This window comes from Klebsiella sp. TF21-TM (genome assembly GCF_019753495.1).
GTDB classification, from domain to species: Bacteria; Pseudomonadota; Gammaproteobacteria; order Enterobacterales; family Enterobacteriaceae; genus Klebsiella; species Klebsiella quasipneumoniae.
The window spans coordinates 1-414 of sequence record NZ_JAIJYL010000126.1 but is presented as its reverse complement, the minus strand read 5'-3'; the positions used below and the strand labels follow the sequence as shown (position 1 = coordinate 414).

General features: G+C 53.4%; 1 protein-coding gene and 1 pseudogene. Both read right to left on the bottom strand.

Annotated features, from left to right (window positions below):
- Positions 1-63, bottom strand: a pseudogene (locus tag K5R89_RS27735) (hypothetical protein); the annotation flags it as partial.
- Between the two features lie 186 nt (positions 64-249).
- Positions 250-414 (bottom strand): DUF4752 family protein (locus K5R89_RS27220; protein ID WP_221853883.1); only part of this gene is annotated, 165 nt, incomplete at its 5' end.

Sequence of the window (414 nt, the reverse complement as noted above, 5' to 3'; positions counted from 1 at the left end):
AGCTGTTTTTCTCCACGTTGCGCAAATACGTTTCTCTGATTCCAGTGCCTCTACCAGCTCCATGGTCTCCGCCGGGGAAAGATGCTCACCGCATTCAGCGTTGATTCTGGCTCTCTGCGCCAGTTCGGTGATATCAGTCATAGCTGGCATCCTCGCATTCGTGGCTTTCCGGATCGTCGGCTTTGTAATAACCGCCGCACAAATTGCAGCGGACTTCTGCCACATCGTCATAATTAGTAGTCCCGGTTATCATCTGTCTTCCCCCTCGCTGCGGAACATCATGATTGTCAGGTCGCCTTTAGTGGCCAGGCGAACGGTAGAGCCGGGTTCCAGGCTGTTAAGCTCAAAGGCGTCATAAAACTCATTCACAGCCTTCTGGCGGCGAGATTCCTTACGACGCTTGTCCCACTGCCT